Source organism: Candidatus Omnitrophota bacterium (assembly GCA_003598025.1).
In the GTDB taxonomy this organism is placed as follows: Bacteria; Omnitrophota; Gorgyraeia; order Gygaellales; family Profunditerraquicolaceae; genus Profunditerraquicola.
Genome location: QZKH01000002.1, coordinates 16184 through 40092, shown reverse-complemented (window position 1 = coordinate 40092; position 23909 = coordinate 16184). Strand labels below are relative to the sequence as shown.

The following is a 23909-nucleotide window of genomic DNA, read 5'->3' as shown; positions in this document are numbered from 1 at the left end:
TTCATTTATTAAAACGGAAATTTGCTAAATCTGCGTCCTGCATAATATAATCCTTCTGCTCAAGCCTCATTTTACCTGCCTGTTTAGCTTTTACCTCACCGCCAAATTGTATAAAATCATTGAAACTTATTATCTCGGCGCGTATGAATCCGCGCTGAATATCTGAATGGATTACGCCTGCGGCAAGCCAGGCAGTTGTTCCCTTGCGTATAAGCCATGCTCGGGTATCTTTTTCTCCGGCAGTAAAAAAGCTGATAAAGCCTCCTTCAGCAACAGCCCTGGATAAAAAGGAGTTGGTGTTATCCGAATCGCTGCTCTCTGCAACGATTACTGGCCTGCCTGTAATCAAGCCGTATCCTGAAACAAGCTGTTTCTGTTCGGCATCCAGCTGCATGTTACAAACAAAAACTTCTTTCTCAAGCTGGGCCTTGATAAAAGCAAGCAGCGCCTTCTCTTTTTCGTCGGCGCTCCTTGAAAGCCTGGTCTCAGTGAACTCCAAATCCTTTAATATAAGGTCGCTTGTAAGATCACGGGGAACAATTATAGCATCTGCCTCGAGCATAAGCTCAGGGGCAATAACCTCTACCTGTATATACGTTTTTTTCTTGGCTTTTACAATACTGTCTACCTGGTCAAGCCTTTGGTCTTTAATATTATGCTTACCTATATTTATATTGGGTACTGAAAAGTTAGATATTTTCACGTAGGGCTCCTCAAACCGTAGCTTCTTCCTGCTTCTTTGTTGACTGATATTGTGCGATTATATTAGCGGATACTTTATGCGGTACTTCTCCATAATGCGAAAAGCGCATAGTATAAACGCCCCTTCCTCCGGTAATTGAACGCAGATCATTAGCATACCTAAACATCTCTGAAAGCGGTACTTGCGCCTTTACTATTTGCTTCTTGCCTTTTATCTCCATGCCTATGATCCTGCCGCGCCGTGAATTCATATCACCGGATATCGCTCCTAAATATTCCTCGGGGATCACAATCTCTGCATCCATAAAAGGCTCCAGTAAAATCGGGCCTGCCGCCAGTATTGCTTTCCTTAAAGCCATGGAGCCGGCGATCTGAAAGGCCATATCAGAAGAGTCTACTTCATGATAGGAACCGTCAAAAAGTATGACACGCAGGTCAACTATAGGATACCCTGCTATTGCTCCCTCCTGGCAAGCCTGTAATACGCCCTTTTCAACCGAAGGGATATAATTTCTCGGTATTGCTCCGCCGAAAATCTTATCAACGAATTCAAAACCCGCGCCTCTCTCAAGCGGCTGTATCTCAAGCCATACGTCACCATATTGGCCCCTGCCGCCTGACTGACGCTTAAATTTGCCTTGTACCTTAGCCGACTTAGAAATCGTCTCTCTGTAGGAAACTTTGGGAGTGCCCACATCTACCTCAACATGAAACCTTTTTTTCATGCGCCCGACCATTACATCTAAATGCTGGTCCCCTAATCCGGAAATAATCAATTCTTTCGTCTGAGGGTCATGCGTTGACTTAAAAGTGGGGTCCTCAGCTGCCAGTTTATGCAGGGCTATGGAGATCTTTTCCTCATCATGGCTGGTCTTTGGCTTAACCGATGCTGATATCGCCGGTTCGGGAAAAACAATCGGATCAAATACTACGGGGTGCTTCTCATCGCTCAAAGAATCATTTGTGAAGGTATCTTTTAATTTAGCGATAGCAACTATATCCCCGCAAGAAGCAGAATCAACAGGCCTTTGTTCTTTACCCTGCAGCATATAAATAGGCCCGATTTTTTCTTTAAGCTTCTTGCTTACATTATAAAATCCGGTATTAGCAGCAAGCCCCCCCGAAAAAACCCTTAACAGCGTTAATTGCCCTATATACGGGTCAGAAAAGCTTTTAAATACAAAGGAAGAAAACGGCTCATCGGGCTTACAGGAGATTTCTTTTTCTGTATTACCTAAGGGCTCATGCGCCATTACTTTTCTTTCTAAAGGGCTGGGCAAATAATTAACAACCGCATCTAAAAGTTCTGCTATGCCTTTATCAGCCAAAGCTGAGCCTGCTATTACGGGAAATACTTTCCTTTTTGATACTGCCAGGGTAAGGCCTAAAGACAATTCTTCACTTGTAAGCTTGGCGCCTTCAAGATATTTTTCCAGCAGTTTATCATCGCTCTCTGCAATCGCCTCAACCAGTTCAGGGTCTTCCAAAGAATTTATAACCATTGCCTTGGGAGAAAGCCTCTGACGGATATCTGTCAATACCTTTTCCGGACCGGAGTTTTCTTTATCTGTCTTATTAATAAATAGAATGGCAGGTAGCTCATACTCTTCCGCCAGCTGCCAGGCCCTCTCTGTCCCTACCTCAACCCCTCCAGAGGCATCAACTATTATAACGGCATTATCTACCGCCCTTACTCCAGAAAACACTTCCCCTTGGAAATCGGCATAACCAGGGGCATCAACAATCTGGATCCTTACCCCTTTATGATCACAGAACATGAAACTTAAGTTTATTGAACTTTTTCTTTCGATCTCATCGCTGCTATAATCGCTGACAGTGGTGCCGTCATTTATTGTGCCTTTTCTGCTGCTGGATTTGGTAAAATAAAGCATGCTTTCGGCAAGGCTGGTTTTACCGGATTGAGCATGCCCTAAAAGGATAATACTCCTCTTGTTCTTTGCATCCATATCGCAACTCCTTTTTTAAAATATTTAAAAAGAAGGCTTGTGCAGGCAGGACAAAGATCATAGCTGATTTATCAAGCAATATATGAATTATATAATAGGCTTATTTAAGGGTCAAGGAATAAAGAAGGGTGGATTTAGCCCGTAGAACACAGTTCACATAACCTAGCAAAGATCAGCCAGCGCTTCTAAACAGCAAAATTCTGTAAATTTATTAATAGGTTAACAATCTATCATGAACAGGCATACTAATAATCCTGCGCTAAAAGCACCATATAATGGACAGATATGGAGATAGTATTTTAAGAGGAATGGATGTGGCTGGAGACAAATAACTTATTATTCTGAATAAGTATAAATCTTGCCCTTGTAATTTCTCAGGACGAACTTGCCTTTAGCCTGAGATAAGATATAATTAGGCCCGACGGGGATCTTACCTCCGCCTCCTGGCCCGTCAATAACATAAGTCGGCACAGCATATCCAGAGGTATGCCCGCGTAATTTCTCCATGATGTTGATCCCGGCAGAGACCGATGTCCTGAAATGCTGAGTGCCTTTTACCGGGTCGCATTGATATATATAATACGGCCTGACTCTTATTTTGAGGAGTTCATGCACAAGCTTACGCATGATATAAGGCCTGTCATTTATGCCCTTGAGCAGGACTGTCTGGCTGCCTAGCGGTATACCGGCATCGGCAAGCATATCGCATGCCATCTTGCAACGTTTAGTGATCTCTTTAGGATGATTGAAATGTATGCTCATCCAAACAGGAGAATACTTTTTAAGGGTATTTACTAATTTTTCCGTTATCCTCTGAGGCAGGGTCACGGGCACACGCGTGCCGATCCTGACAAATTCTACATGAGATATCGAGCGGATCTTTTTAAGCAGATCCTCGATATCTTCGTCTTCCATAACCAAAGGATCCCCTCCCGATATAAGCACATCCCTGATTTTACGGTTGGATTTTATATACTCTATCGCCTGATCGAACCTGGAATCGGTTTTAGACTCAGGATGTTCGCCGACTAGCCTGCGTCGGGTGCAATGACGGCAATACATAGCGCAATGCTCGGTTGCTAAAAGCAGGACCCTGTCCGGGTACCTGTGTACCAGGTGCGGGGCAGGTGAATCCCTGTCTTCTGCGCAAGGATCAGTCATTTCATGCGGGCCGATTTCTGATTCCGCCAATACTGGCACTGCCTGCCTTCTTAAAGGGCATGCCGGGTCTTCAGGGTCGATTAGAGAAGCCCAATAAGGAGTTATGGCCATAGATAACCTGCCGCTAGCCTTTTTTATTGCCGCTTCTTCCTCTGAAGTGATTTTTATTATTTGCGAAAGGTCGTCCTTGGAATAAATTCTGTGTTTGAGTTGCCAATGCCAATCTTCCCAGTCTAAAGGGTTGACGTCTTTATACAGGCTTATCTGCTGATAATCCTGCGATCTCCTAGAGCGTGGCTGCGCGGTAGCTTCATTTACAGCTTTATTCTCGGTTACTAATTGGTTGCCCAATTTTGCTCCTTTCTCTTTCTGAAGCGCTAATAAGTATCGACTCTATTATATCCTCATACTTCATACCTGCGGCATATGCCATCATCGGGAAGTTTGATTCCCGGGGATTAAGCCCAGGTAGAGGATTAATCTCTAAAACATAAGGGGTATTATCCTTATTTAAACGTATATCAGTCCGCGATATATCAAAACACCCTATTGCTTTATGAGTCTTTAAAGCAGCTGCCTTGACTATGCTTGCCGTTTCCTGGTCTAACCTTGCAGGGCAGTAGAATTTCGGGGTCAACCCCAGATCTTTGTTACCCTGAAATTCTTTCATACGCCAGCTGTAAAAATATTCTCCGCTTGAAACACAATCAGAAAAATCTATTTCTAATATAGGCAAGATCGTCGGGTTATTATTACCCAATATACCAACGGTCAATTCTTTGCCGTCAACAAACTCTTCGACCAGTGCCTCCTGGTTATAAACTTTTATTATCTCTCTAATCTTATCATAAAGCGTCTCTCTTTTAAGAAAAACGCTTGATAAACCTATGCCTTTACCCGAACCCTCACGATTAGGTTTGACAATCAACGGGAATTTTAATTCCGGGTTTAATTCCTCGTCCCCTCTTAGAAAGAGCTGTGATTTAGGAGTAGGGATACCTTCAGCAATAAGTATCTTTTTTGTCAGAGATTTATTAAGCGCCAATGCCAGAGAAAACGGCCTTGAACCGGTATAAGGGATCTTTAAATAATCCAAAACTGCCGGTACCTCTGATTCACGGTATTTACCGAATCTTCCTTCGGCGATATTAAATACCATGTCAACCCTGTTTTTCCGAAAATATGACAAAATATCGGGATAATTCAAATCTACAAAATCAACGCTATGGCCCTTTTTAGCCAAAGCAGAAATTATCGCCTGCGCTGTTTCCTCGGAGTCAAATTCCGAGAAATAATCTACCGGCTTAGTCTTGTCCTTCTTCTTCAAATTGCACGCAAGCGCAATTTTCATCTATACGATTCCGTACCTCTTAAATGCACCGTTAAGTATTTTCCCGATCATCTGGGCATAAGTCATGCCTTTATTCTGCGCAAGAAGCATAAATACATCTTCGGTGGAAAGTGACGGCAAAGGATTGATCTCTAAGACATAGGGATTATCCTTTTCATCAACCCGGAAATCAATTCTTCCAAAATCACGGCATTCAACCGCATTATAAGTCATCAAGGCCAGTTCAGAAATTTTATTCTCGAGTTTTTTGCTTATTTTGGCCGGGCAAACGTACTCAAGTTTATCGCTGGCTATACGGGCAAAAGTATAAAACTGGTCTTTTAAATCAAGGTTGCCGTCAATTTTTATCTGCACAACCGGCAGGACCTCGGGACTATCATTACCGACGACAGCCACAGTAAACTCTTTACCCCTTATAAATTCTTCTACCAATGCCGGCTGTTTGTAAATATTTATTATACGGCTGGCTTGGGCTTTAAGCTCTTTTTCATTTGCAACTCTTGAGTTTTCACTTAATCCTTTTGAGGAGCCCTCAAAACGCGGCTTCACTATTAAGGGGAACCTGCAATGGTCAAGGTTTATTAATTCTTCCTCGGTTTTTATTTCGAAATATTTCGGGGTGGGTATATTTCCGGCAGTAAAGATCTTCTTAGCCATTACCTTATCCAATGTAAGTGCCAGAGTAAAAGCATCGGAACCCACATAAGGAATGCCGGCCATCTCTAAAAGTATAGGTACCTGGGATTCTCTATTGCGCCCGGTAAGGCCTTCTGAAATATTAAACACTATATCTACATCGAGGTTGCCGAAATTCTCCAGCACCTTGCTGGCATTGCCGATCTTCTTAACGTTGAACCCACATGCCTTTATGGCATTTGCAATAACGTCAACGGTAGAAGGACTGTCAAACTCGGCATTTGCGTCGGGCGGGTCGCCTTCTTTAAATGTATAATCTGATTTTAAATCGTATGTTAATCCTACGGATATCATTTTAAAAACATAAAAAAGGGCTCCGTAAAATCAGAGCCCTTGGTTTTACACTATTTTTTTCAATTTATTTTATTCTTCCTCCAAAAAAAATTAAAAATTTTTTTCTATTTAATTAATTTAATCATAATGCTGTTTGTTTGTCAAGGTTTTTTTAAAAATTGGGGGTATTTTTATCAAAAACTTTGCTTTAATCTGCTCCCTAGCATATTCTTGGCGTAATTTCATCCGGAGCCATATCTAATACACGCCTGGAACCGGTAATTGTCTTTATTATAACCTTTCGAGCCGGATTTTTAACAACACTGCCTATTATCGCTGCATTCTTGCCTAAAGGGTGCCTGCGCAGCATATCCACAATTCTCAAAGATTGCCTGCTCTCAGCTATTATTACAGCTTTACCTTCATTGGCAATAAACAAAGGATCCATGCCCAGCAATTCGCAACCGGCATTTACCTTGCTGGTGACAGGTATATCCTTTTCATTTATGACTAAGCCTACATTTGCCAATTTGGCAATCTCATTTAATGTCGTAGCCAGGCCGCCGCGTGTCGGGTCGCGCATAAATTTTATGCTATTGAACCTTCTTAAAACAGGCAATATAAGGCCGTTTAATGCTGCGCAATCGCTTCTTATCTGGCCTTCTAAAGAAAAACCCATCCTTCTGCTTAATACCGCTAAGCCGTGTTCGGCTATATTCCCGGTGACTATAATTTTGTCGCCGTTTACTATCCTATCGGCAGCTAATAATCTGCCGGAAATCGAAATCCCTATCCCCGCAGTATTGATAAATATATTGTCACAGGCACCCTTTTCCACGACTTTAAAATCACCGGTTACTATCGTAATGCCGGCTGCTTTGGAAGATTTTTTTATAGATGCAACTATCCTTTTAAGCAATAGAATATCCAGGCCCTCCTCTGCTATGATAGCCAATGATAAAAACTTAGGGATAGCCCCGGACACCACAAGGTCATTTATCGTCCCGCAAACGCTTAATTTACCGATATCTCCGCCTTCAAAGATAACCGGGTCTACAACGAATGAATCTGTGGAAAAAGCGATCCGGCCCTTGATATTAATTAACGCACTGTCTCCTAACTCAGAGAGTACAGGGTTATTGAACTCCTTGAGAAAGAGTTCGCTTATAAGGCTGTGCATGCGCCTTCCTCCGGCGCCGTGGCCCAAAGTTATCTTGTCATTTTTAAGAATCATAAACCCTTCTGAGTTTTAATAACTTCATAAAACTGATTACATCCTTGATTAAACTACCACTCCGCAAGATGCAAGATCGCTTTTTAGTTTTTCTGTATTCTCAAATACGAAACTTTTTATGCCTAATAAGCTTGCGCTCTCAATTAACTCAGGCCTGTCGTCCGTATAGAATATCTCATGCGGATAGCTAGCTGCGACTATCTCTATGGCTTTTTTATAAATACGGGGGTCTGGTTTTCTTAAACCCAGCTCGTAAGAAAGCATTAAATCATGAAATGCTTCAAAAATAGGGAATCTGGTTTTTAAATATTCAAAATGAAGTACATTTATATTGGAAAGCATGGCTAACCTGTAGTTACTTCTTAAATAACGCGCTAATTCATATGTTTCAATATTCCTTTCTGTACGGAAGAATATATCATTCCATATCTGCTTAAATTCCTCGTAGCCGATATCAATCTTTAAAATATTTTTTACTCCTGAAAAAAATTCAAGGGGCTTTATTTTCCCGCTCTCAAAATCTGCCGTGAGGCGAGAATCAAAAAAAAGGTCAAATATTTCCTGCGGGCTATTTTTGCAAAGTTTTGAAATCTTATCGGCAGCAGTCAGATGGTTAAAATCTACCAGCACCCTGCCCAAGTCAAATATTATTGTTTTTATCACGATTAATTGTCCTTCTCTTTATCTGCACCCGAATCTTTCCTGAACAGGTCCAGAAACCTGTCTTCATAGTCCTTATAGACGTTCCACTTATCAAGTTCATTCTTTAGTTCCTGGGCCTTGGCAATATCATTTTTTGCCAAGCTGAATAACTTATCTATTTTTTCCTTCACGGAAAAAGGCAGTTTTGTAAGCTGGCCTAATGTCTTTTTTATCTTTTCAATCTCGTCTTCATTAATCGGGCCTGAAGCCTGCGTGCCGATTTTAAGATAGTCTAAGAGTTTGTTTATTTCCTCATCTACGGCGTGCATCTGTTCGATTAAAGCGGTGAAATCGAGGCTTATCCTTAAAATCCTGTTTAACGCATCTAATATTGCATAGCTGGCCTTGGGGTTTTCAATCTGGATGGTATAAAGGGGTACCTCTCCTAAAAATGAAACCCCCTCTAAGCCTTCCCTTTTAGCGATCCCCAAAAATAAACCGTTCATCCCGCTTATTTGGCCTTCTGGCAAAGTAGTAAAGCCGTGTTTTTTCATTTCATTGTTCAATTTTGCGGAAGTGCAGGCGAAACGGACACCCGGCTGCTGGGTGTGTTCTATGGGCTGGGGCATAGCGGCAAAGCCAATCACCATTTTTACCTTGAAACTTTTGGCCAGGTCAATTATTTCCTGGCAATAATCTTGCCCGCGGGAAAGGTCGGGTTGCGCATTGCTTATAAAAATTATCAGGTCGTTACTTCCTGTTTTGTTTTTCCAGTAATAAAATTTATTGTAAGGAAGCTGCGGCGTCTCCATTATCCCGTTACGTATTACGCTGCCGGTAAGATAAAAAAATTCCTCCGCCTCCATTTCTGCAAACTCGGTGGCTTTAAGCTGTTCAACAAGATAAGTAGCCGCCTTAAAGGCTACCTCCCCTATACCCGGCCAGGCCACAATGAGGTATGGGTTTTTTAATTTTGGTTTCTTTAAGAGTTTTATTTTATTTGCCATTATTGCTCTCCTTATATTTATTATCGCTGGTTGAATTTAAAATCTTTTAAAAAATATTCCATGACTAAACTTCCCTTGAGTAAATTATTTATTGTCACATATTCATCAGAGGTGTGTTCGCAACCGGATACGCCAAATCCGGTAGCAATAACCGGTATACCCTTTTCATGTAAAAAGGTTATTACCGTCGCCCCTTCGGAGCCGACGAATTCAGGTTTAATACCGGACTTAAGCATAGCGGACTTCAAATGATTAACCAGGCTGTGCTTGGTGCTGATTTGAAATGGCTGCTGCAGTGCCTCTATCTGAAAGATATATTTAGGGCAAACGGATCCTATTATTTTCTTTATATCATTTACCACTCTCTCTGAACACATGCCCGGATAAAACCTTACATCCAGCTCAAATTCACACCAGTCTGCCACAATATTTACTTTATCCCCGCCATTTATCGTGCCTACATTTACAGTAGGCGGCCTGAGGTACTTTATTTTCTTGTATGAAAACTTATGCTTTTTTATACCTGAAATCACCTGTAGACATAGATCAATGGCATTAATGCCTCTCCAAGGATATGCGCCGTGCGCCCTTCTGCCTTCAATCTTGATTTTCAGGTGCAACAATCCTTTTTGTGCCACTACGATCCCGAAATCATCGGAATCAAGAATCACAGCAGCATCACTTCTAAGCAGGCCTTTATTTAATAACGGCAATAAACCAAGGCTTGAGCCGCACTCTTCATCTGCAGTAGCCGCAAAGACCAAATTATATTCTAATTTTACGTTCTCTTCAACAATGCTGCTTATTGCCTCTAAAGCACAGGCCAAATTGCCCTTACAGTCTGTAGCACCCAACCCGTAGATCCTGCCGTTTTTTATGGAACCGGCGAATGGATTGACTTTCCATTTCTTGCCATAGGGGACAGTGTCTAAATGCGGTGTTATTAATAGTGATTTTGCCGGCTTTTGGGAGCGTAAAATCCCGATAACATTAGAGCGCCTGCCCTTAAACTCGTATATTTTTGTTACAAACCCAAGCTTGTCAAGGTGGCCCTTAACGAAATATGCAATCCTGCGCTCATCGCTTCCCGGATTCTGCGAATCGATACGGATTAAATCACGCAATAATTTTACGACTCTTTTTTTATTTATCATCTTAAAAGGAATATTTTATGCCGCCGGCAAATGCCTGGACATCCACAAACTGCGCCTCAATATTAAACCAGCATCTTTCTGTAATAGGCAGGTCTATGCCTAAGAAAAGACCGATATTCTTAGTCAGGTCTGACATATACCGCTCTCTTATGCCGTCCTGCCTGTGTATATAATCTGTCCTTGATAATTTAACACCGATATAAGGATCAATATTTGCTACCTGCCTGGATATTAATACTGAAAACTGCCAATCATCCAGTATTGCAGCATGCCCTGTTTGACCGACGCGAATTTTTTCCGGATGCACGCTGATATGCTGGAATCCGCAGACAGCTTTAAATTGATTTCTATCAAAAAACTTTATCCTGAAACCATACCCTCCAGCAAATGACGAAGGATAATCAAGCTCATCGGCCCCCACAGGATGCTGTTTGATATTCCCTGTGCCGCCTTTTAAATCGATAGAAAGCCAATCATATAAACCGTAAGAGAGGTCAAAAAAATTCTGAGAACTTCTTATTTTGCCTTGTTCATTCTCCAAATACCTTTTCAGTATTGAGTAATTAGAGGCTCCCGCGTGGAACTCGTTCTTTTTAGGCATTCTGGCTCCATAGCAAGGTGCGCTTACAGCTTTGCCCTGGCATAAAAGACAGACTACGATACTGAGAAATACCGGCTTTATTATCTTAACGGGCATATCATACATTTTTTTCTCGACTTTAGGCAGAATTCTTTTCCCAGCTTTACCAAAAGGGCATGGTATTCGTTAAAGTGCTTTGAACTTGGTTTTAAGTTTTTCATAAACATAGCCTGTATCTGCCCATAAGTGTACTGGTCGGAAATCAAGCCATGGCGAAGCAATATTCTCTTTGTATAAGCATCAACTACGAATACCGGCTTGTTCAATGCATATAGTAACATTGAATCTGCTGTTTCCGGGCCTATGCCTTTTACCCCAAGCAGCTCATCTCGTAAAACACTGGTTTTTTGTGCCCGCATCTTGCTTATTTGGCCGCGGTATCTTTTGAAGATAAAATCAAGGAAAGCTGATATCCTTGCTGCTTTAAGATTAAAATATCCTGCTGGCCTGATCAAAATAGCAAGCCTCTTCCTGGAAAGAGCGCGGAGTTTCTTAGGGGAGAGCAGTTTATTCTTCTTAAGATTTGCTATCGCTTTTTCTACATTAGACCAGCTGGTATTCTGGGTAAGGATAGCCCCTATCATTACCTCAAAAGCCGAATCTGCAGGCCACCAATACTGCTGCCCAAATTCGGAAAAAAGTTTCTTATAGAAAAGTTTAATTTTTCTGGCCATCCTTCTTGAACTTTAAAGGATTATGATTATAGTAAGCGAATATAGCATAGGCAGTACCGGATAATGAACCGGTATCTTTACCTTTAGGTGTCATCCAGCCGTGTCCTGTATCAACGAAATCCTGAGTTGCGTAAGGAAGGCAGCTTTCTCCCTGGCCAGAAGGAGAAGGGCTTGAAATTATCATTTTGCTGAGTTCAGACAAATATTCGTCAGCCTTATTTGCATAAAGGGCTGCTTTTTCCGGTATGCCTTTTGAAGAATAATACGCAGACATAATCTTCATGGTCACAATCATCTGTCCTGTCCATTCCGCAGATACCACTCCTCCCCTTGCCAAGCCTCTTTCCGGAGCAAAATCAAAACCCTTTACTTTCACTATTTGGCCGTCTAACCTGCAGAAGGGGACTTCTACCACACAGTTATTTTCAGCAAATTCAATTATTTTGTCCGGGTCCATCTTCATATCTATCAGCGTCTCAGGGCCGAATGACGCTATTGCCCAGGCATACGTATCAGTCGCGATCGTCGAATCACCTTTGCCGCGCCTTATGGGGACATCTCCTTTATCATAAATATGTTTTTTAAGCCAGGCAGATGTTTTATCTCTGGCTGTTTTATAAATAGCTTTTCCGGTTATTATATGCAACATATCAAAAAATGCATAGGCATCAAGATTGTGCTCAGTTGAATACCAGCCGAAATTCGGTCCGCCCCTTATCCCTCCTTCTTCGTCTTCATTTTGTAATTGCATTATGCCGTTGGCTATCTCTTCAGCCATACTCAGGAAACTGGTATCCCCTGTCTTATGCGTATACTGCAATGCCGCTATACCCAGCCAGATATTCGGCCCTGCATGAACGGTATATTCCGCCGGCGAACCATCATTAAAATAATAGGCGTTTAAAAACAGGCCGTCTATCCTTTGGGCTTTACTATCGAAGAAATCCAACATCATCGCTGCCCGGTCAAAATCAGCAAAAATCATAAAAACCTGCGCTGCCAGCGACTGATCATAAATGAACGACCATCCGCGGATATCTCTATCGCCCTCAAAACTCATAACCAGGCCATTGCTCGGGTTTTGATGTACGCTAATCCAGTCGTACATTTTAGAAACATTGGCTTTTTCAAGTTTTAATTTTTCCTTGCTTAATAAATCCAGTTTCTTAACTTCGGCACTCTGGGTGCTATTTAGGGCTGCAAGTTCTTTTTGTAATGCTTCTTTCTGGCGGGTCACCTCTTCAATACGTGATGCCAACTCTTCAACCTTATTATTTTTTCTGTTTAATGAATCTCTTTCGGCCTCCAAAGACCCTATCATCACATGAAGCCGGCTTAACTCGGATTCCAGTTTTAATTTCTCGGTATCCATTTCTTTAATTTTGGCCCTGGCAGAATTTGAATCATTCACATTCTTTAATAGCTCAGCAACAAGTAATTTATTGCCCTCCATTAGCCTGGCAGTCATTATGCTGTTTACAACCAAGCCTAGGCCAAGCAACAGTATTACGGAAGCGGAAATCGGAAAAAATAATTTTTTAAGCCAAACATAACGCATTATCAGCCTGTTGTGGACAGGGTTTATTTCATCATAACTTAATCCTATAAGGTATTTATTACCTGTCGGCAAAATCTGTTCTTTAACCCATGCTATATGCGCCAAGGCAGATATAGGGTTTCTTGATACGGGCATCTCAATATCCATGGAGGTTTTTACCTCCTTGCTTATCACCAAAGCCGCCAGCTCCGGATTAAGATTATTGACAGCCAGACAAATCCCGCCCTTGCTGATGTTGCTGGTAAAACCCTGGAGCCATCCAGATAAAAAATGCCTGCCTTCAAATGAAACAAGCCTGAATTGGACCGGTAATACAGTATTTATACGATGATATCTTCTTCTGTTTTGCTCATTATCAGTTGTTTTTGCCATTGGGGCTTATCTTAACCTTTCCAAAATAATCCTTTGTTTAATCTTCTTAGCAACACTAGTATAAAAAGATTGGAATTTATTATAATCTTCTTGAGGTATAATCCTTTTCTTAAGCTCGACCTGTTGCCGGGCATATATCTTGTTTTTATTGACCCTGTACTCAACCTGTAATTTCATCCAGGGGCTGTCTTCAATAATACTTTCAGGAACATATTTTATAACAAAGTTATACGGAATTTCAATATAAAATGCCATTTCTTTTTTGTCTAAAATATGAAATTCTATGGGGTACTTACGCTTTTCTTTGCCTACAAGAGATGGATCAAGGCTTACAAGCTGCGGCATAACTCTAAGCGGGCCTGCCTGAGTAAAGTACTCAGGGCCTTCGAACTTATAAGATAATACTACCGGCTTGTTAATATCATCTGCGTTAAGGATTTTATAATCAATCAATTTAGCTCCTATTGAAATATCCTGCATTCGTTCCTTAATCGCATCCAATATCATTTCAGGGGGAGTATATAAGAGCCAGGCCCTTTGCAGCTGGTCATATATACCGCGGGTATCAACTATTTTCTCTGCCGATATTCCCTCATTTTTGTTTATCCTGGCTGTTATCTTTTGCTGAATCAGGTTATGTGCGGCGTCAAATAACGGAGTATCCTCGATTTGGTATTTGTCCGGTTTTATTATCAAAACTTTTCTCTCCTGGTCAACTGCCGGCAGATCTCCGAATGAACAGGTTTCAGCAGTCGGGTCGAGAAAAATGAATTTACCGTGCAATTCCAATACAGCTATACAGTGGTTGAACATAGAAGAAGCAAAGCCCGGATCCAGATTATAATAACCTTTTGTAGAAATAAGCACCGGCCAGGCGTCAAAACCCGCTTCTTTTAACATAGCCACCAGTAATACAGCCTGGTCTTTACAATCACCGTATTTATTTCTGTATATATCCTCTGCCCTGTGCGGTTCATAACCGGCTTGGCCGTACTCAACCGCAACATAGCGGATCTTTTGCGCACAGAAATTATAAATTGCCCTGGCCTTGGCTTCGGCAGATTTACACCTTTTAGTAAGCAAACGGACCTGCCGCTTTATATCTTTATCGGCGGCGATCTTATCTTTTGCCAAATTCCACCACCATTCATGGACGTTTTGCCAGGAATTAAAAGTAGAGAGCAGAATAGCAGGATTAATATCAACAACTGCCGGCATATTATTTTCCGGAATCAACTGGGGGATATCCTTAAAAACCCAGCTATAAATCATTGTATTGCCTGCCTGGGTGACTTCCGGATTAAGGTTAGCCGAGAAATTGTTATATTGCTCGTTTATTTTAGTAATGTTGGGCTTAAGCCGCAAAGGAGTGCTAAGCTGGAATCTTGCCTCTGCTATAGGTTCCTGAGCTTGCAAAGGGTAAGCGATAACAAAATCTTTATCGTTAATAAGCTTACTGCTATGTATTTTAACCTTGTATTCAAGAATACACCCTTCTGAAACCTCGGGGAAAGATATTATAAAGACCCTGGAATTGCTATAAAGAGGAAAATTAAGATACTTTGATACATCCCGAATATGGCGGCTGCCTACCCCGACTATGCTACCATCTGGCTTTATGGTCCTTGCATATTCCAGCTCGACTTTTTCAAACGTAGAATCATAATCAATGCTTGCCTCGGCAAAGGTTTCTTTACCCCTTTCATTAATAATCTTTATTACGTAATGTAAGTCCTCTAACTGGCTGTTATCTTCTTTTATTTTTACTTTCTCATCAGAAAGCAGGATCAGCGCACCTGCCTGGGGGTATTTATCCGGATTTGCTTTCTGTATAAGTATTTTATATAATTTCGGGTCGGAATCCTTTATATTTGCGGCTTGCGATCTTTTTTCGATTAGTTGCAAACGTTTATGCGCCAGTTGTAAGAACTCACCGGCCCTTACTTTCGAATATATATCAAGCGCCTGGTCGAAAAGATTCAGGTTCTCGCATACTAACCCCCAGTAGTATAAATATTCATCATCTGCACTTTTACTGTTTTTAGTGAATACATCCAAGGCTAAGGTAAAATCCCCTGACTTATAATAAGAAATGGCCAGGATTTTCATTGCCTCCGGCAAGCTCAAGCTCTTCAGTATATCTATAGCAAGGGTTAACTCGCCGTGAGAATAGTATAATTTTGCCAGGCCTAACTTTACTGCCTGGTTACCCGGTTCTTTTTCTATAAGCCGCTTATACCCTTGTTCGGCCTGATGATAATAAATATCGGAAAGGTCTGAATAATGCCTGGCTGTATCAAAATCGCTTATCTTTTGGCATGACAGCGACAACGTTCCGCCAAACAAGATAAGGATAAAAATAATGCTGCCACGCATTTTACTTCTGCCTTTTATACCTGAAATACGCATTGCATGCTCCTTCGCTGGAAACCATACATGGGCCAATGGGAGAATCCGGCTTGCACTTCACGTAGAATAACGGGCAGTCTTTAGGCATAATCAGCCCTTTTAGAACCTGGCCGCATTTGCATCCCTTAGCAAACTCTTCCGGATGGAACACTGTTCTTCTCTCAAAATGCATGATTGACTCGGCATCTAAACCCGAGTATTTTTTTCTTAATTTAAGGCCACTATTTGTAATCACGCCTAAGCCTCTCCACTGCGCATCGCAGGTTTCAAATACATTGTGGATAATTTTCCGGGCTTTAGGGTTGCCGTTATTTTTTACAACCCTGCTGTATTGATTATCTACCCTGGGCTTATTGTCTGCGATCTGCCGGCAAAGCATAAGTATTCCTTCTAAGATATCCGTCGGCTCAAAACCTGCCACACAGCAACCTATTTTATGCTTACGCGGTATAAATTCATAGGGCTTAAGACCGATAATGCTGGAGACATGCCCCGGGCAAAGAAAACCATCTATATTAAGCCTCTTATCTTTTAACAAAAACCTCATCGCAGGCGGCATCAGCTTTAGGGAAGATAGAAAGAAAATATTGTTTATTTTCTCCTTCTTGGCAAGCATTGCTGTTATAGCAATAGTGGGGGCTGTAGTCTCAAAACCAACGGCAAGAAAAAATATTTTTTTTGCGGAATCCGCCTTGGCAATCCTTAAGGCATCCAGCGGTGAATATACGGCAATAACATTGCCAAAACGCATCCTTTCTTTTTCTAGAGATGATACGCTACCCGGGACACGCAGCATATCACCGAAAGTAACAATTATATTGTTTTTGTCTTTGGCCAAGCTAATCGCCCTATCTATATACTGCGGGCTTGAAACGCAAACCGGGCATCCCGGTCCCGGTATAAGCCGTATATTTTCAGGCAGGAATTTATTCAGGCCAAACCTTGCAAAACTTTGAGTATGCGTTCCGCAGACTTCCATAAGGTTAACTTTTGCGTCGATATTCAAGGCCTTGATCCCTGATGCGATCTTCTCAACAAGTATTTTATTGCGGAATTCATCTACATATTTCATTAAACACCTTTAATGTTTTTTTGGCTTCCAGGGGGTCTATTTTTTGTATCGCAAAACCCGCATGCACGATTACATAATCTCCCTTTTTTAACCCGGGTAGCATCTGCACGTTTACATGCCGTATAAGACCGGAGATTTCAACCTTGGCGAAATTTTGATTAATCTTCTTTATTCTCATTGGGACTGCTAAGCACATATTATTCCTTGAAGTTAGCTATTACTGCCTGCCCCAAGGCTATACTTGAGTCATTCGGGGATAAAGCCTTGTGGGTATAAACTTTAAAGCCTTTCTTATATAATAATTCCAAAGTCATGCGGAGTAAAAGACTATTTTGAAATACCCCTCCTGAAAGCACGACTTTATTGGCCTTTTTTATCTTTCTTATTTTTTCTGCTCCCTCAAGTATTATACTGGCAATAGTATAATGGAACCGATTAGCAATATATCCGGCAGGCAGCCCGCTTGTCGTATCTTTAACCACACCCTTAAAGATATCTCTTGGGTCTATTACAAAAAGAGGCGGCTGTTTTACAAATGAAAATTTATAAGCTGCCTGCACATCACTGCTTTTCTCAGCAAGCCTCTGAAGCTGTATGGCTAAATCCGCCTCAAATTCTGCCTTTTGCTTGCCGAGTACTATGCTGGCGACAGCATCAAACAAACGTCCCATACTGCTTGCTTTGGGAGAATTAAAGCCGGATGAATACATCTTTTTAAAGACCGCCCATTTCTTTGGCTTTAAAGCCTGGGTCAGGTTAATCTTTATATCCAAGAATCTATCTTTATAAATTAAGTACAACCATAGATATGCTAATCTTGCCGGTTCAGTTATTGCCTTTTCCGAACCCAGGAGCGGGATATATTCTAGGCGGATTAACCTCTGGAAATTTGCATAATTACAGAAAAGAAATTCTGCTCCCCAGATATTGCCGTCAACGCCTAAACCCGTGCCGTCGAAAGCAACACCTATAACGTATTCATTTTTAAATTGGTTCTCGGCCATGCATGAAGCAATATGAGCGTGATGGTGCTGGATAGGCTTTTTTAATAAATTGCCTTCGCTTATTTCATCAGCGTATCTGCTGGATAAATATCCGCTGTGCAGATCACAGGCGATGATTTTTGGCTTTCTGCTTAATGCGCTCTTGGCACTTTTTTCAAATTCGGATAGATCATCTATGTTATCCAAATTCTCATGCATATTGCTTAAATATGCTTTACTGCCTTTAGCAAAACAGATTCTATTCTTGCTGTTGGCGCCTAGAGCCAGCACCGGACTTTTCATAATAAACGGAAGGTTAATTATTGTCATGCGTTTTTTAATAAGTTATCGTAATCGGAAATGAGTTTTTCGGTTATCTTACCGGTATTAGAGTTATTTATCCTGAGCTTGCCGATTTTAGTTAAAGGCATAACACCCATCAAAGAATTGGTAAAGAAAGCCTCATCTGCTGCATATAACTGGTTAATCCCGAATTTACCCTCTTTGACATCCAGCCCTGATCTAAGAATCATCTTTATAATCAATTCCCTCGTTATGCCGGATAAACAGCCGCATTCTAAAGAAGGCGTATAAATCCGTCTGTTTTTTACAAAGAAAATATTCGACCTGCTGCCTTCACAGATTAATCCGTCGTTGTTCAACAAAATTGCTTCATCGGACTTAAGGCTTAAGGCTTCCATAAAAGCCAACCTGCATAAAAGATAGTTATTGCTTTTTATTCTGCTTAACATTGAATCCTGGTCTTTAGTAAACCTTGAGATTATAGCAGAAAAACCTTTTTTATACACCCTCGAAGAGTAGGGTTTGTATTTTCTTGCAATGACTAATATGCTGTTTATCTTCTTTGACCTCCAGCATGACAACCTTACAAAGGCGTCTTTTAAGCCGGATTTTAGAACGGCTGATTCCACTATATCCCTGGTTTTTGCCGATGAATAAGGCATTGCAAAAGATATCAATCCTGCAGAAACAAACATTCTTTCTATGTGCTGGTCTAATAATAATATTTTATTATTGTAAGCACGCATGGTTTCAAATAGCCCGTATCCATAAAGAAACCCTTCATCCAGGACCGAAGCCTTCAGATCATGCCTGTCTACAAATTTACCGTTAAAAAAGACCGTCATTTTACCCTGCATAAGCTATAGCCTCAATCATAGCTTTGGCCTTAACCAAAGTTTCTTCATATTCCTTAACAGGCTCTGAGTCGGCTACAATCCCTCCGCCAACCCCCAAATAAACCTTATCTTTTTGCTTAAGTATGGTGCGTATCATAATATTAAAATCCATATTTCCGCAGAAACTTAAATATCCCAGGCATCCGGTATAAATGGAGCGCTCAAGCGGCTCAAGCTCATCGATTATCTCCATAGCCCTTATCTTAGGGCAACCGGTAATAGAACCTCCTGGGAAACATGCCTGCAGGAGATCAAACCTGTCTTTACCAGGGTGCAATTTAGCGCTTATTGTGGAAGTAGCCTGAAAGACAGAATTATATTTTTCTATCTCCCTGAGAGTATCGACCTTTACCGAACCATAATCACAAACTCTGCCCAAATCATTCCTCTCCAGGTCAACTATCATTAAAAGCTCGGCCTTATCCTTAGGGCTGCGGATCAATTCATTTCTGAGCTTAATATCCTTTACGCTATTTAAAGAGCGCGCTCGCGTGCCTTTCATGGGTTTTGTTACAACACGTCCTCCGGATAAATTTAAGAATCTCTCCGGCGAAGAAGAAATAATCTGAAAATCTCCCGTATCGAAATATGCAGAGAAATTACTCGGGCTGAGCCTGCGTAAATTCATATATATATTAACCGCGGAGGCACGGCTTTTAGAAGACAACCGCTGAGAAAGGTTCACCTGATAAATATCTCCTTTTTTAATATAATCCTTCGCTTTAACGACTGCCGCAATATATTTGTTTTTAGTAAAATCGGAACGGAAATCTGTTCTTTTTGGTTTCATGCCAAGGCAATCGTCAACCCGCTCGTCTTTAGCGCGCCGTATCATTTTATAAGCATTCTTAAAATTCTCTGTCGCTATTTTTTTCTGCATCCGGTAGTTTCTCCCGGGAAAACCGACCGATAATATATGGAATTCATTCTTAATGTGGTCTATCGCAATAATGGTATTATAAAAATTAAAATAGACCTGCGGGATACTGCCTGCTGCTCTTTTATTTAAAGCAATTTTCTTTTCCAAAACAAATCCCAAATCATAGGCAAAGTACCCGACCGCTCCTGCGAAAAATGGCACGTTCATGTCCGGGGCAGATATGCGGTAATCGCGGAATATTTTCCTTAATGCCGGGAAAGGGTTTATTTTATCTCCCTGGATAAACTGAAACGGCTCACAACCTAAGAAAGAAAAGCGCCCATCTTTATTATTCATATTAAGGCTGCTATCCAAGAAAAACGGCGACCTCTTCCGGCTCAGAGCCAAAAATAACTCTGCGCAAGAAAAGTCCAGTTTATAAGATTTCGATATCCAGTATGCCATCGATTCTAAAAGTCCTCTGGTCCTGCCTTAAGCTGCAATACCCCACCAGGTAATCCTGCCCTTTATCCTGTATAATCTGCTTCGGCAAGACGTTGCGTTCTGTAACCTTAGCGTTGACCGCAGATATATATCTGATTTTTATTTCAACACCAAGATCAATTGCTTCCTGTATTTCGGCGATTTTTTCGTTGTTTATCCCGGAAACCGCCTCAGACCTTATTCCAAAAAGATGCATAAAATTATCCATCTCTACGATAGATCTTTCTTTTAACATATTCATCAGCCTATAAAATACCTCTAGGCTGAATTCCACATCAGCTAAGGCCCTGTGTTCCTGTTTGCGCTTTATGCCGAAATAGTCTGCCACAAACCATAAGGCATAACGCTCTAAACCAGGCAAAAGGCGCCTGGCCATCTTCAGCATATCTATAACAATAACGTTATCGTCTAATCTTTGGCCGAGCAATCCAAGCTCTTTATCCAAAAATGCAATATCAAAACTTGCATTATATGAACAGATGCAACTGTTTTTTATGAACGATAGGAATTCCGGAAAAACTTTTTCCGGAAACGGCGCTGTTTGAAGCATGCTTTCAGCAATATGATTGACATTAAAGGCCGCCTCAGATACGCCTCTGCCTGGATTAATAAGGCTTTCAAATGTTGAAATTTTCCGGAATCCCTTTATGCGGACAGCGGCGATTTCAACTACCCTGTCTCCGGAATGCGGGTTAAGCCCGGTTGTTTCGGTATCAAAAATTGTAAATTCTATATCATTTATATCCATAGCTATGAACAAAAATACCCTTACCTGACGGCGATGTACGCAGGTACCAGCTTTAGAGGCCGGTAAGAATACTTAACTTTTCTTAAATTATCCAGCCCGGAATCATCCATCGCATTGACATATTTATATGCCTTAAGCCCTGCACAAAAATCACTAAAAATAAACTGTGCCAGGCCTTTTATTGACAGATCCGCTATCTCGAAGAATATACAGAAGGTATCGCTATTCAACATGTACCCTATTGTGAATGCCCGGATATCACCATCTACCTCGACTACCCTGCCGGAATAACCCAAAGATGGGTAATTCTCCAATACGCTCCTTAAGGAAGCAAAACTATCTTCTATCATCCAATGATAAGCCCGGTCTTCAACTCTGAGCCTTCTGTTTTTAGCCCATGAGGAATACAGCTTAAGGCAGGCGCCAATATCTTCTATTCCCAAATCCCGCGAATGAAATTTATAATGCTTAATAAAATAATTAAAGCTCGCTCTTTTTGACTTATAGGCATTACCTCTGAGCCCGGCGATACTGTTTTTCTGAAAAATAAAATCACATGGTTTTTCCAGGAGGCGGTAGCCTGCGTCATGAAAGAACTTACAGTTGTCCTGCTCTATATTCTCAATACGGGACACCGCTTTATTCCTGTTGTGGCTATCCATGATCTCAAAACATTTATCCACGACCTTGTAATCGATATTTTTTGCTAACGGCTCAATATATAAGAAACACCCTGTCTTATCGTAAAAGAAGACACACAGGCTGCCCTTAATTATACCCCATTTAATTTCAAATAAGCTGGACCAGGGATAAATATTCTCAAAAGCATAAACTGAAAGCTCATGCCTTTTAATCTTCAGAAACTTGCTGAATAACGGCTTATCTTTTATGCTTAGTTTATTTAGCTCCATCTGGAGGAGAAAGCTCGATTATCTCAAGGACCTCTTCGTAGGTTTGAAGAATATGCGGGTTATCCTTTATTATCTCCAATTGGGCAGGAGAATTAAGGAACTCGTTCAGATAATCAACATACTCTTTGAATTCCTTGCTTTTTAATTTTTCTTTTACGTAAGGACAATTAAGGTCTACTGTTAAAATGATCTTACCATGGCGCAGGTTAAGCAAAAAAGGGTACAGTTGACACTCAAACGGCCTGAAATTATAAATACTGCACTTATTATCTTTTATCTTTAGAAAAGGGCATAAATACCCCTGGCCATCAGGAGCTTGCACGAGAAGCAGTTTTTTGTTGATAGAAATATTGGCCGCCGGGATATTTTTGCCCAGCAGGTCCTGGATTTCTTCATCTAAAAGACATGGCGACCATACTGAATCTGCCCGTAAAAACCTGCAGCAGCCTTTACAGGACAAACAAACATCGCGAGGAATAAACTGTTTTATTTGCATTTACGGTCCTCCTCTAAGACCCTGGAACCGGGTAATCTTTCCCCCAAGCTAAGCCCCTGCTCAATACAATCATCCATATTCATATATTTAAAATCCCCTGTCCTGCCCAATGTATATAAGTTTTTATAACCGGACAGGAATTTTCTGACCACGGCAAGATGCTTTTTATAATGGAGGTCGTATACAGGATAAGCATCAAAGACACGTAATACATAATGGTCTTTTATATCTACTCCGTTTATAAGAGGCAGATCTTTTACGGCTGCATGTGCGATCTCTAAATCATCCCTGTGCCACAATTCGCTGTTTCTGTCGGTAAATATCTCAAGGCAAAGGCCAGTTTGGTGATGAGAAGATAATATCCTGCTCCAATTCTTGGGCTCATCCAAACGCCCAAATACCTCCTTGTTCGGAAAATAGATCCAATGGTTATCAGAATAATTATTTTTTTCAACAATTATAAAAACGCAGATCAGGTCCCTATAGCTAAGGGCATCAATTGCTCTTTTGACATCGGCAGGAGGATTAAGCATGCTTGCCAATTCTGTTATAGGCATTGTAGAAATAAGATTATCACATGGCAATCGTTTGTTATCGTCAGTCACAACTTCATTTATATGGCCACCCGAGTAGCCCAGTCCGACGACAGCGCTGGATGTCCTTACATCTATGCCGCTTGACAATCTGCCCGCTATAGAACCAATCCCGGTTTTAGGATAATAAAACATGTCCGCGAAAGATTTAAGGCGGCTTTTCTTCGAAAAAATATAGCTAGCCACGTCAAATAAAGACATATTGCCGATCCGAGCGTCAACCCAATCAAGCGATATATTAGAGCAATCCCTGCCCCATACCTTTTCGGTATAATCCTTAAAAAAATAATTGAATAGATAATCGCCAAATCTATTTATCACCCTCTCTCTAAATGAATTTTCATCCAAGACGGCTACTTTACGGTATAAAAAGGTCATGCCTGAAGCAAATATTTGTAAAGGATTGAGCTGAAAAACGATATCGGGAGTTATAGGATAATTAAAAAACCTTCTGTTCTTATATATCTGGCTCTTACGTTCCATCTTGATCAGTTCGCCGTCAAGAAGGCTAAGGATAAATTTTTCTATACCCGGCTTACCCGGTAAAAATCTATGCCCTCCAATATCAAAACTAAAACCTTCAAAAGACAAGGTTTTAGATAAACCGCCTATAGCGATATCCTTTTCTAAAACTATTGCGTCCTTGAGCTTGTATGCACAGGATAGGCCCGATAAACCTGCGCCGATTATAATATTTTTCATAT

22 protein-coding genes are annotated in these 23909 nt (G+C 41.1%); all 22 read right to left on the bottom strand.

Features of this window, described 5'->3' with window-relative positions; translation table 11 throughout:
- Window position 1: 1 nt before the first annotated feature.
- The gene (locus C4533_00350) at window positions 2-562 is read right to left on the bottom strand and encodes a DUF933 domain-containing protein (protein RJP29837.1); all 561 of its coding nucleotides are present in this window, start codon (window positions 560-562) and stop codon (window positions 2-4) included.
- A gap of 151 nt (window positions 563-713) precedes the next feature.
- Complete coding sequence (locus tag C4533_00345) at window positions 714-2669, bottom strand: elongation factor G (GenBank protein ID RJP29478.1); 1956 nt, start codon at window positions 2667-2669, stop codon at window positions 714-716.
- A gap of 336 nt (window positions 2670-3005) precedes the next feature.
- Window positions 3006-4181: a lysine 2,3-aminomutase gene (ablA, locus tag C4533_00340; protein ID RJP29477.1), complete on the bottom strand. Its 1176-nt coding sequence runs from the start codon at window positions 4179-4181 to the stop codon at window positions 3006-3008.
- A complete protein-coding gene (locus C4533_00335) occupies window positions 4153-5181 on the bottom strand; it encodes an ATP-grasp domain-containing protein (GenBank protein ID RJP29476.1) in 1029 nt (342 codons plus the stop codon). Before C4533_00335 ends, ablA begins: the two co-directional genes overlap by 29 nt.
- Window positions 5182-6171, bottom strand: coding sequence for an ATP-grasp domain-containing protein (locus C4533_00330; protein RJP29475.1), 990 nt, complete (start codon window positions 6169-6171; stop codon window positions 5182-5184).
- 199 nt (window positions 6172-6370) lie between these two features.
- Complete coding sequence (hypE, locus tag C4533_00325; protein RJP29474.1) at window positions 6371-7384, bottom strand: hydrogenase expression/formation protein HypE; 1014 nt, start codon at window positions 7382-7384, stop codon at window positions 6371-6373.
- A gap of 48 nt (window positions 7385-7432) precedes the next feature.
- A complete protein-coding gene (locus C4533_00320) occupies window positions 7433-8050 on the bottom strand; it encodes an HAD family phosphatase (GenBank protein ID RJP29473.1) in 618 nt (205 codons plus the stop codon).
- Window positions 8050-9033, bottom strand: a complete 984-nt coding sequence (locus tag C4533_00315) for a hypothetical protein (protein RJP29472.1) — start codon at window positions 9031-9033, stop codon at window positions 8050-8052. Before C4533_00315 ends, C4533_00320 begins: the two co-directional genes overlap by 1 nt.
- A 20-nt stretch (window positions 9034-9053) precedes the next feature.
- Window positions 9054-10187: a M20 family peptidase gene (locus C4533_00310; protein ID RJP29471.1), complete on the bottom strand. Its 1134-nt coding sequence runs from the start codon at window positions 10185-10187 to the stop codon at window positions 9054-9056.
- Between the two features lies 1 nt (window position 10188).
- Window positions 10189-10893 carry a hypothetical protein gene (locus C4533_00305; GenBank protein RJP29470.1) on the bottom strand — a complete coding sequence of 235 codons (705 nt, stop codon included), beginning with the start codon at window positions 10891-10893 and terminating at the stop codon, window positions 10189-10191.
- On the bottom strand, window positions 10869-11501 hold the full coding sequence (locus C4533_00300) for an endonuclease III domain-containing protein (protein ID RJP29469.1): 633 nt from the start codon (window positions 11499-11501) through the stop codon (window positions 10869-10871). The genes C4533_00305 and C4533_00300 overlap by 25 nt, the downstream gene beginning before the upstream one ends.
- The gene (locus C4533_00295; GenBank protein ID RJP29468.1) at window positions 11485-13431 is read right to left on the bottom strand and encodes a hypothetical protein; all 1947 of its coding nucleotides are present in this window, start codon (window positions 13429-13431) and stop codon (window positions 11485-11487) included. The genes C4533_00300 and C4533_00295 overlap by 17 nt, the downstream gene beginning before the upstream one ends.
- A gap of 6 nt (window positions 13432-13437) precedes the next feature.
- Window positions 13438-15840, bottom strand: coding sequence for a DUF3857 domain-containing protein (locus C4533_00290; protein ID RJP29467.1), 2403 nt, complete (start codon window positions 15838-15840; stop codon window positions 13438-13440).
- On the bottom strand, window positions 15809-16912 hold the full coding sequence (gene hypD, locus C4533_00285) for a hydrogenase formation protein HypD (protein RJP29466.1): 1104 nt from the start codon (window positions 16910-16912) through the stop codon (window positions 15809-15811). The genes C4533_00290 and hypD overlap by 32 nt, the downstream gene beginning before the upstream one ends.
- Window positions 16896-17108 (bottom strand): HypC/HybG/HupF family hydrogenase formation chaperone, encoded by a 213-nt coding sequence (locus tag C4533_00280; GenBank protein ID RJP29465.1) that lies wholly within the window; start codon window positions 17106-17108, stop codon window positions 16896-16898. Before C4533_00280 ends, hypD begins: the two co-directional genes overlap by 17 nt.
- Before the next feature lies 1 nt (window position 17109).
- Window positions 17110-18225 carry a carbamoyltransferase HypF gene (locus C4533_00275; protein ID RJP29464.1) on the bottom strand — a complete coding sequence of 372 codons (1116 nt, stop codon included), beginning with the start codon at window positions 18223-18225 and terminating at the stop codon, window positions 17110-17112.
- Window positions 18222-19055 carry a hypothetical protein gene (locus C4533_00270; GenBank protein RJP29463.1) on the bottom strand — a complete coding sequence of 278 codons (834 nt, stop codon included), beginning with the start codon at window positions 19053-19055 and terminating at the stop codon, window positions 18222-18224. Before C4533_00270 ends, C4533_00275 begins: the two co-directional genes overlap by 4 nt.
- The gene (pabB, locus tag C4533_00265) at window positions 19045-20418 is read right to left on the bottom strand and encodes an aminodeoxychorismate synthase component I (GenBank protein ID RJP29462.1); all 1374 of its coding nucleotides are present in this window, start codon (window positions 20416-20418) and stop codon (window positions 19045-19047) included. The genes C4533_00270 and pabB overlap by 11 nt, the downstream gene beginning before the upstream one ends.
- The gene (locus C4533_00260) at window positions 20390-21205 is read right to left on the bottom strand and encodes a WYL domain-containing protein (protein RJP29461.1); all 816 of its coding nucleotides are present in this window, start codon (window positions 21203-21205) and stop codon (window positions 20390-20392) included. The genes pabB and C4533_00260 overlap by 29 nt, the downstream gene beginning before the upstream one ends.
- A gap of 20 nt (window positions 21206-21225) precedes the next feature.
- Window positions 21226-22116 carry a DUF2156 domain-containing protein gene (locus tag C4533_00255; GenBank protein RJP29460.1) on the bottom strand — a complete coding sequence of 297 codons (891 nt, stop codon included), beginning with the start codon at window positions 22114-22116 and terminating at the stop codon, window positions 21226-21228.
- The gene (locus C4533_00250) at window positions 22103-22612 is read right to left on the bottom strand and encodes a YkgJ family cysteine cluster protein (protein ID RJP29459.1); all 510 of its coding nucleotides are present in this window, start codon (window positions 22610-22612) and stop codon (window positions 22103-22105) included. The genes C4533_00255 and C4533_00250 overlap by 14 nt, the downstream gene beginning before the upstream one ends.
- The gene (locus tag C4533_00245; GenBank protein ID RJP29458.1) at window positions 22603-23907 is read right to left on the bottom strand and encodes a hypothetical protein; all 1305 of its coding nucleotides are present in this window, start codon (window positions 23905-23907) and stop codon (window positions 22603-22605) included. Before C4533_00245 ends, C4533_00250 begins: the two co-directional genes overlap by 10 nt.
- Window positions 23908-23909: the final 2 nt, after the last annotated feature.

What these genes read in the sequence shown, in the direction of transcription:
- C4533_00350 (RJP29837.1), bottom strand. Translation starts at nt 562, where the DNA reads ATGCTCGAGGCAGATGCTATAATTGTTCCCCGTGATCTTACAAGCGAC.
- C4533_00345 (RJP29478.1), bottom strand. Translation starts at nt 2,669, where the DNA reads ATGGATGCAAAGAACAAGAGGAGTATTATCCTTTTAGGGCATGCTCAA.
- C4533_00335 (RJP29476.1), bottom strand. Translation starts at nt 5,181, where the DNA reads ATGAAAATTGCGCTTGCGTGCAATTTGAAGAAGAAGGACAAGACTAAG.
- C4533_00330 (RJP29475.1), bottom strand. Translation starts at nt 6,171, where the DNA reads ATGATATCCGTAGGATTAACATACGATTTAAAATCAGATTATACATTT.
- hypE (RJP29474.1), bottom strand. Translation starts at nt 7,384, where the DNA reads ATGATTCTTAAAAATGACAAGATAACTTTGGGCCACGGCGCCGGAGGA.
- C4533_00315 (RJP29472.1), bottom strand. Translation starts at nt 9,033, where the DNA reads ATGGCAAATAAAATAAAACTCTTAAAGAAACCAAAATTAAAAAACCCA.
- C4533_00310 (RJP29471.1), bottom strand. Translation starts at nt 10,187, where the DNA reads ATGATAAATAAAAAAAGAGTCGTAAAATTATTGCGTGATTTAATCCGT.
- C4533_00305 (RJP29470.1), bottom strand. Translation starts at nt 10,893, where the DNA reads ATGTATGATATGCCCGTTAAGATAATAAAGCCGGTATTTCTCAGTATC.
- C4533_00300 (RJP29469.1), bottom strand. Translation starts at nt 11,501, where the DNA reads ATGGCCAGAAAAATTAAACTTTTCTATAAGAAACTTTTTTCCGAATTT.
- C4533_00295 (RJP29468.1), bottom strand. Translation starts at nt 13,431, where the DNA reads ATGGCAAAAACAACTGATAATGAGCAAAACAGAAGAAGATATCATCGT.
- C4533_00290 (RJP29467.1), bottom strand. Translation starts at nt 15,840, where the DNA reads ATGCGTATTTCAGGTATAAAAGGCAGAAGTAAAATGCGTGGCAGCATT.
- hypD (RJP29466.1), bottom strand. Translation starts at nt 16,912, where the DNA reads ATGAAATATGTAGATGAATTCCGCAATAAAATACTTGTTGAGAAGATC.
- C4533_00280 (RJP29465.1), bottom strand. Translation starts at nt 17,108, where the DNA reads ATGTGCTTAGCAGTCCCAATGAGAATAAAGAAGATTAATCAAAATTTC.
- C4533_00275 (RJP29464.1), bottom strand. Translation starts at nt 18,225, where the DNA reads ATGACAATAATTAACCTTCCGTTTATTATGAAAAGTCCGGTGCTGGCT.
- C4533_00270 (RJP29463.1), bottom strand. Translation starts at nt 19,055, where the DNA reads ATGCAGGGTAAAATGACGGTCTTTTTTAACGGTAAATTTGTAGACAGG.
- pabB (RJP29462.1), bottom strand. Translation starts at nt 20,418, where the DNA reads ATGGCATACTGGATATCGAAATCTTATAAACTGGACTTTTCTTGCGCA.
- C4533_00260 (RJP29461.1), bottom strand. Translation starts at nt 21,205, where the DNA reads ATGGATATAAATGATATAGAATTTACAATTTTTGATACCGAAACAACC.
- C4533_00255 (RJP29460.1), bottom strand. Translation starts at nt 22,116, where the DNA reads ATGGAGCTAAATAAACTAAGCATAAAAGATAAGCCGTTATTCAGCAAG.
- C4533_00250 (RJP29459.1), bottom strand. Translation starts at nt 22,612, where the DNA reads ATGCAAATAAAACAGTTTATTCCTCGCGATGTTTGTTTGTCCTGTAAA.
- C4533_00245 (RJP29458.1), bottom strand. Translation starts at nt 23,907, where the DNA reads ATGAAAAATATTATAATCGGCGCAGGTTTATCGGGCCTATCCTGTGCA.